The 7,153-nt window shown below is 65.9% G+C and carries 7 protein-coding genes; 5 read left to right on the top strand and 2 right to left on the bottom strand.

Annotation, left to right across the window (positions count from 1 at the left end; all coding sequences use genetic code 11):
* The 5 genes from DL1_RS20100 to DL1_RS20080 form a co-directional block, all read left to right on the top strand.
* The coding region (locus tag DL1_RS20100) for an FAD-binding oxidoreductase (protein ID WP_038070022.1) at positions 1-1,044 on the top strand (1,044 nt) is incomplete at its 5' end.
* A complete protein-coding gene (locus tag DL1_RS20095; protein ID WP_038070020.1) occupies positions 1,025-2,005 on the top strand; it encodes an FAD:protein FMN transferase in 981 nt (326 codons plus the stop codon). The genes DL1_RS20100 and DL1_RS20095, both read left to right, overlap by 20 nt.
* A 5-nt stretch (positions 2,006-2,010) precedes the next feature.
* Positions 2,011-3,918, top strand: coding sequence for a heavy metal translocating P-type ATPase (locus DL1_RS20090; RefSeq protein ID WP_038070017.1), 1,908 nt, complete (start codon positions 2,011-2,013; stop codon positions 3,916-3,918).
* Entirely contained in the window at positions 3,915-4,616 is a 702-nt protein-coding gene (locus DL1_RS20085) for a VIT1/CCC1 transporter family protein (RefSeq protein ID WP_038070015.1), read from the top strand. Before DL1_RS20090 ends, DL1_RS20085 begins: the two co-directional genes overlap by 4 nt.
* A 578-nt stretch (positions 4,617-5,194) precedes the next feature.
* On the top strand, positions 5,195-5,599 hold the full coding sequence (locus DL1_RS20080) for a single-stranded DNA-binding protein (protein WP_008335991.1): 405 nt from the start codon (positions 5,195-5,197) through the stop codon (positions 5,597-5,599).
* A gap of 139 nt (positions 5,600-5,738) precedes the next feature.
* On the opposite strand, the gene DL1_RS20075 is transcribed toward DL1_RS20080, so the two are convergent.
* Both DL1_RS20075 and DL1_RS21990 read right to left on the bottom strand, forming a co-directional pair.
* Complete coding sequence (locus DL1_RS20075; protein WP_038070012.1) at positions 5,739-6,878, bottom strand: hypothetical protein; 1,140 nt, start codon at positions 6,876-6,878, stop codon at positions 5,739-5,741.
* Between the two features lie 42 nt (positions 6,879-6,920).
* A partial coding sequence (locus DL1_RS21990) for a hypothetical protein (RefSeq protein ID WP_211250656.1) occupies positions 6,921-7,153 on the bottom strand: 233 nt, incomplete at its 5' end.

Raw genomic sequence — 7,153 nt, 5'->3', positions numbered from 1 at the left:
GGCGACGGCGCGGCGCCCGCCTCGGCGAAGGGCTTTCTCGACCGGCTGAACGCTTCCGACCGGGCGCCGGACATTTCTCTGGCGGTGCTCGGCTTCGGCGACCGCAGCTTTCCGGCCTATTGCGCCTTCGCCAGGGACGTCGCGGCAGCGGCGCAGGCGAAGGGTTGGCCCGAGCTTCTGCCGCTCGACACAATCGACCGGCAATCGCCGCAGGATTTCGCGCGCTGGGGCCGGGCGCTCGGAGACGCTCTCGGGATCGAACTCGAACTGTCGCACCGGCCTGTCCAGCCGCAAACGACCACGCTGACCCTCGTCTCGCGCCGCGACTACGGCGCCGAGGTGCAGGCCCCGACAGCGATCCTCCGCTTCGCGCTTCCGCGCGCCTCGCTCTGGCAACGGCTGCTCGGGGGCGGGTTCGCCCGGTTCCAGGCTGGCGACCTGATCGGCATTCTGCCCGAAGGAAGCGCCGTCCCGCGGCTCTACTCGCTCGCCTCCGGACGCCGCGACGGCTTCATCGAGATCGTGGTCAAGAAGCACCCCGGCGGCCTCTGCTCGGGGCAACTGACGGCGCTAAAGCCGGGCGACACGGTGAGCGCTTTCCTGCGCCGCAACCCCGGTTTCCGTCCGGGCCGGAGCCGTGCGCCGCTGATCCTGATCGGCGCTGGGACCGGCATCGGGCCGCTCGCGGGCTTTGTACGCGGCAACACGCGCGGCAGGCCCGTCCACCTGTTCTTCGGCATGCGCCATCCCGAAAGTGACTTCTTCTACGGCGAGGAGTTCCCCGGATGGCAGGACGAGGGGCGTCTGACACGGCTGGTCACGGCCGTCTCGCGCGGGGCGCGTCCCCATTATGTCCAGGACGCGCTGCGCGGCGAGGCCACTCAGGTCGCGGAGCTCATCCGAAATGGGGCGCGCGTGATGGTTTGCGGCGGACGGGACATGGCCTCCGGCGTGGCCGAGGCGCTGGCCGAGATCCTCGCACCGGCCGGGCTGACGCCGGCGGTCCTGAAGACGGAGGGGCGGTATGTCGAAGATGTCTACTGAGCTGACGAGGCACGCCCTGAATGGGGCGACCATGGGCACGCGCTGGTCGGCGCTGTTCTTCGCGGAGCCGGACTTCGACCCGGCCCCGACCCGCGCGGCGCTGCAGGCGGCCGTGGACGAGGTGGACGGACAGATGTCGACCTGGAACCCGGGCAGCGACCTGATGCAGCTCAATGCGGCGCCGGTGGCAGAATGGGTGACGGTTCCAGCCCGCCTCGCCGAGGTGCTGCGCCTCGGCCTCGAGATCGGGCGCGCCTCGGGCGGAGCCTTCGATATCGGCATGGGCGATGCGGTGACGGCCTGGGGCTTCGGACCGGAGGCCGCCGCGTCGGATGGCATCCGCGCCGTGATGACCGCCTCACGCCGCCCGGCACATGAGGCGCTGGAGATGGACGACGCCCGCGTGCGCAAGGCCGCAGTCCTGAAGCTCGACCTCAACGGCATCGCCAAAGGCTATGGCGTCGACCGGCTCGCCGAGACGCTGCGCGATCATGGGATTTCCGATGCCCTCGTCGGGATCGATGGAGAGATGCGTGCAATGGGCCTCCGGCCGGACGGTGAGGCCTGGACCATCGCGGTCGAGGCGCCGGACGCCGAGCGCCGGACGCCGCATTCGATCCTCGCGCTGCAGGATGCCGCCGTCGCCACCTCGGGCGACTACCGTCACTGGGTCGAGGTACAGGGGCGCCGCCTGTCGCACACGATGGACCCGAGGCGGGGCGCGCCGCTGATCGCGTCGCCGGCCTCCGTCACCGTCGTGGCTAGAACCTGTGCCGAAGCTGATGCGTGGGCGACGGCCCTCATGGTGCTCGGGCCGGACAAAGGTGCTGCGCTCGCAAGACGAAGCGGGCTCGACGCCCTGTTCCTCTTGCGCGATGATGACGCCAGCGCACGGGGCGTGGGAGTCGGACGACTATTTTCCGAAGAGCCAGCGGCAATCGCCTCAGCCGAGGGGAGATAGGCCGCATGGAGACGACACGGACCGACCGCTTCAAGACCGCTATCCTGCTCATTGCCGCGACCGGCCTGATTGCGGGACTTGTCTTCTACTTTTCCGGCCGACCCGAAGCAGCGAACCTGATCTGGATCGCCGGCGTCGTTCCAGCGCTCGCCGCGCTCGTGGTCGAAATCCTGCGCAGCCTGCGCTCCGGCGAGGTGGGCCTCGATATCGTCGCAGCGCTGTCGATGTCGGCGGCGCTCGTCTTCGGCGAGACCCTCGCCGCGGCGGTGGTCGCGGTGATGTATTCCGGCGGCACATTCCTCGAAGCCTTCGCCGAAGGCCGCGCCCGGCGCGAGATGCACGACCTCCTCTCCCGCGTGCCGCGGACCGCGACCCGGCACCGCAACGGCGGGCTGGAGGAGATCCCGCTCGACCACATCGCGCCCGGCGACCGCCTCCTGATCCGTCAGGGCGACGTGGTGCCTGTGGATGGCACGGTGGCCTCGGAGACGGCCTTCGTCGACACCTCCGCGCTGACGGGCGAGTCCCTGCCAGTGCGCCTCGCCCACGGCGCCGAAGCCATGAGCGGCTCCACAAACGCAGGCGAGGCGTTCGATCTGACGGCGACGAGAGAAGCCAAGGACAGTACTTATGCCGGGATCGTCCGGCTGGTCGAGGAGGCGCAGGCCTCGAAGGCGCCGATGTCGCGGCTGGCCGACCGTTGGTCGCTGGGGTTTCTGGCGGTCACGGTCAGCATGGCCTTCGCTGCATGGTGGTTCACCGGCGACCCGATCCGGGCCGTCGCCGTGCTCGTCGTCGCCACGCCCTGTCCGCTGATCCTGGCCGTGCCTGTGGCGCTGGTGGCCGGGCTGTCGCGTGCCGCGCATTTTGGGGTGCTGATCAAGGGCGCGGGACCGCTCGAGACGATGGCGCGCATCCGAACGCTGATCCTCGACAAGACCGGCACGCTGACGGACGGCCGGCCGCAGATCGTCTCGATCGATAGCCACGACGGGATGGCGGAGGACGACATACTGCGCCTCGCTGCAGCGCTCGACCAGGCGTCCAAGCACCCCGTGGCGCAGGCCATCGTTGCGGCCGCGAAGGCGCGCGGCTTCACGCTGCCGGTTCCGTCGGACGTGGCTGAGATCCCGGGTGAAGGCGTCGTGGGCCATGTCGAGGGCCGGAAGGTCATCGTCGGCGGCGATGCCTTCGTCGCATCCCGCGTCGGACGGAGGCCCGGCGATCATTCGGCCATTGCCGCCGGGTCGGTCCTCGTCGCGGTCGCGGTCGACGGGCGCATGGCGGGGCATCTCGTGATGTCCGATCCCCTGCGCGACGGCGCGGGCGCCATGCTCGACGGGCTGCGCGGCGAGGGGATCGCGCGAATCCTGCTCGCCACCGGCGACCGCGCCGACGTGGCCGAGCGCGTGACCGAAGGGCTTGGGCTCGACGGTCTGCGGGCCGGGCTGACACCGGACCAGAAAGTGTTGCTCGTTCTCACCGAGCGCAAGAACGGCCCGGTGATGATGGTGGGCGACGGGGTCAACGACGCGCCCGCGCTCGCAGCGGCAGACGTGGGCGTCGCCATGGGCGCACGGGGCGCGGCGGCCTCGGCGGAGGCGGCGGATGTCGTGCTGCTTGTCGACCGTATCGACCGCCTCGGGCCAGGGATCGAGATCGCGCGCGGCGCGCGCCGCATCGCTGTCGAGAGCGTTGTCGCCGGGATCGGCCTTTCGGTCATGGGCATGATCGCGGCGGCTTTCGGCTATCTCACTCCGGTGCAGGGGGCGCTCCTGCAGGAGGTCATCGACGTTGCAGTGATCCTGAACGCCCTCCGCGCGCTGCGCATCGCGCCCCATGAACCCACTATTCCGAAACCAAAGGCTGTCTCCTCCGGGCAGGATGACATCGCGCAAGGAGCCACGCCATGAGCCGCCTCTCGCATTCCGAAATCCACATGGTGCATCGCATCGGCTGGCTGCGGGCCGCCGTTCTCGGCGCGAACGACGGGCTGGTGTCGACGGCAAGCCTCGTGGTCGGCGTCGCCGCAGCAGGATCGGGAAAGCCGGAGGTCCTTATAGCGGGGCTGGCTGGCCTCGTGGCCGGCGCGATGTCCATGGCGGCAGGCGAGTACGTCTCAGTCAGTTCTCAGACTGACGCGGAAAACGCTGACCTTGCGCGCGAGACCCGCGAACTGGCGGAAACACCCGAGGCCGAACTCGAAGAACTTACCCAAATCTATGTCGAGCGAGGGCTGGACCGAGACCTTGCCGAAAAGGTGGCCGTGCAACTGACCGAACGTGACGCGCTCGGATCGCATGCCCGCGACGAGCTTGGCATCTCCGAGACCGTGACAGCCCGCCCGATCCAGGCCGCCTTGGTGTCGGCGCTGACCTTCGCCGTGGGTGCGGTGCTGCCCTTGATCGTCGTACTGGTCGTCCCGGATGCACGGATCGTTTTCTTGGTCGCCGTGTCGACGATCCTCGGCCTCGCGGTTCTTGGTGGATTAGGCGCTTCTGCTGGCGGTGCTGGTGTTATTCGAGGTGCTGCAAGGGTCACGCTCTGGGGTGCACTCGCCATGGCGGCGACCGCTGGAGTCGGTGCGCTGTTCGGGGTCGCCGTAGGCTAGGGAGTAGCCGAGGTCTCGGGCGGAAGCTTCCACGTTGGCGCGGGCTTCCACCTTGTGCCGATCTTCGAATGTGGCAATCGCTTTGGCGACGTCATTCTGCATTTTCTTCAGCTCGCTGAGCGACAGTACGTCGAGATCGAAAGCAGCCGTTGGTGCGGTCCGTGTCCTGAATATTCCGGTATCGATAGCCCGTCGCGGCAAGGCCCTGCATTCCGCAGCACGGAAGGGCAGGGGGGCGAGAGCCGGTGATAGCCACTTGGGCCGCTAGCGGCGTGCTGGGCTTGGGGTAAAGCAGTCCCGATGGGCAAGGGGACATGGTCTGGCATGGGCTCCCCGTATCTCTCTGTCTCCTGGGCCATCCCTTCGACTGACAATCCCCTAATCCCGTTCGATCTCCTGCGCGCAACCCCGCGTCAGTCCGGGCCGTGTTGGCCGCCTTTGGCGTCCTGCCCGCTCCACCCCGGTCCTCTGGGGGTGTCCGGTGTCCATGCTGTCCACCGTGCACGCGTCACCCGACGGGCTTTTTCAGGGTCTTGTCGAAGGGACGGTCCCGAAGACAGGAAACACAGGAGCTTATCATGCAGAACATCGTCATCCTCGCCGGCAACATCGGTCAGACCCCCGAAGTCCGCACCACCCAGAGCGGCACCAAGATCACCAACTTCAGCCTCGCCACCTCGCGCCCCCGCCTCTCGGAAGGCCGTGTGATGCGCGACGAGAACGGCTACCGTGTCATGGACACCGAATGGCACCGCATCACCTGCTTCAACGGTCTCGGCAAGACGGTCGCGGAGCATTGCGAAAAGGGCATGAAGGTCCTCGTCCACGGTCGCATTCACTACACCAAGTGGATCGACAGCATGGGGAACGACCGCTACGGCTGCGAGATCATCGCCGAGAAGGTCGACTTCCTGAGCCGTCCGAAGTCGGCCGAGAACGAAAACCCCGAGCTGGTCGACCGCGACGACGAGATCCCGTTCTGAGGAACGGGGTCTCCCCCTCGGGCCCGGCGGGTTAAACCGCCGGGCTAAAAGTCTCTTCGGGCCACTGGAAAAGGCACCCACGCCTGCCTTCCAGTGCTGAGCGCCTTGAATGCGCCTAATTGTTCAACATGCGCACGAGCTAGATTTCGTCTTTAGTTCTGGTCGCGCCGTGACTGCGATACGCGTCGAGCATCAACCGCGTATATTCGGCCGTGCTCTGGGTCACGGTGCCCAAACCGGGCCATGCGAACAACGGATCCGACCAAGTAACTTCCAACTCAATCTCGATCCCAAGCAGTGCGGCCACTTTGATCGCAGCGGTCGGCTCCTTGTCCTCGGGCCAGTAGTGATCCTCGAAGGAAACAACCACGTCGAGATCGTCATCAACCCAGATTTCGGCCAGACTTGCTCCCATGCGTTCGCTGGCATTGGTCGCATCCTCGAACAGGGCAGCCCGGATCAAATGGGTCACCTGGTCATTGTTGAGGTCAAGCCTTGGCCGCGGATCTATAACTGACACGATGGGTTCAATCTCTTGCCTTTCGGCGCGGGATTGGACTGGCACTGGTTTTTCATCGTTCGGTCCCAGCCAGAAGGCTTCTGGAAGAATGTTGATTGGTGATGCGCCGCAGCTGGGACAGTGCCATTGGTTTCCAGCGATCTGTGGGCCGGTGATCTCTGAGTTGCAGTGAAGGCAGTACCAGAGGTTCGATTCCTCCATCTCCAAGAACGGGTGCCGCACATTTCCTTCCGCATCCGGCTTTGTGGCGCGCCGTGGCCAATCGGCAAATCGCTGCGCCTTGACGCTCTGCATCAATTCCCTCGCAATCCCGATGGCTTCTTCACGTAGCACGCGATCGTTCATCGGGCTGGTCTGGGCATGCTTGATGTCGATCTCGACACGAGGGGCGGCCAAAGGGTTTTCTGGCAGCACGATCTGCCAACCCTCACCATCCATGCGGACGTCACCAAGCATTGTTTTCAGTTCGTATGGATGCCCCCGTACTTCTCCTCGAGTGACGGCATCGGGGCTTCCGAAGATATGGTCGAAGGTCGCACCCTCGTAGGAAGTGATCCGTTCCACGAAGGCCTTGATCGTGGCAACTTGTGCTTCGGAGGGAACCCACTCTCCTTTGGCGCTGCCTGTCAACGCATTCCAATGAGCAAAGCCCATTCGACTGGCAACAAAGTCGAGCGCTACGTGCTGTGGATGACCCGTCGCCCTAGCGTAACGCTTCGCCAGGAGTTTCAAAGTCTTAAGCTTAGTGTTCTCTGTCATGATCCATGTCCAAGCCGGATCTGACTAGGTGCCCGCTGCTAATCAGACCCGCCGATGGCATGAGGTCTGCTGTTCGAAATCAAGATCGCTGCAAAGCTTCGCGTGGCGGGCACACCGGCCTGCGAGAAAGGCCATGTTTAAACTCTGCCATTTTTGAACGCAGGTCAACACCAGCGAGTTGCGGGCGTGCGGCGCCTCCGACTTAGCGCCGTTTGCCCGAGAGAGTTTGAGGTTGGCCGGTTTTCCGGTGACGGGTTGAGGGCTGGGAGAGTGGC

Origin of the sequence: Thioclava dalianensis, from assembly GCF_000715505.1 — a bacterium.
In the GTDB taxonomy this organism is placed as follows: domain Bacteria; phylum Pseudomonadota; class Alphaproteobacteria; order Rhodobacterales; family Rhodobacteraceae; genus Thioclava; species Thioclava dalianensis.
Note: the sequence above shows the minus strand (reverse complement) of the source record. Positions and strands in the feature narration are given on the sequence as shown.

What these genes read in the sequence shown, in the direction of transcription:
- DL1_RS20095 (WP_038070020.1), top strand. Translation starts at nt 1,025, where the DNA reads ATGTCGAAGATGTCTACTGAGCTGACGAGGCACGCCCTGAATGGGGCG.
- DL1_RS20090 (WP_038070017.1), top strand. Translation starts at nt 2,011, where the DNA reads ATGGAGACGACACGGACCGACCGCTTCAAGACCGCTATCCTGCTCATT.
- DL1_RS20085 (WP_038070015.1), top strand. Translation starts at nt 3,915, where the DNA reads ATGAGCCGCCTCTCGCATTCCGAAATCCACATGGTGCATCGCATCGGC.
- DL1_RS20080 (WP_008335991.1), top strand. Translation starts at nt 5,195, where the DNA reads ATGCAGAACATCGTCATCCTCGCCGGCAACATCGGTCAGACCCCCGAA.
- DL1_RS20075 (WP_038070012.1), bottom strand. Translation starts at nt 6,878, where the DNA reads ATGACAGAGAACACTAAGCTTAAGACTTTGAAACTCCTGGCGAAGCGT.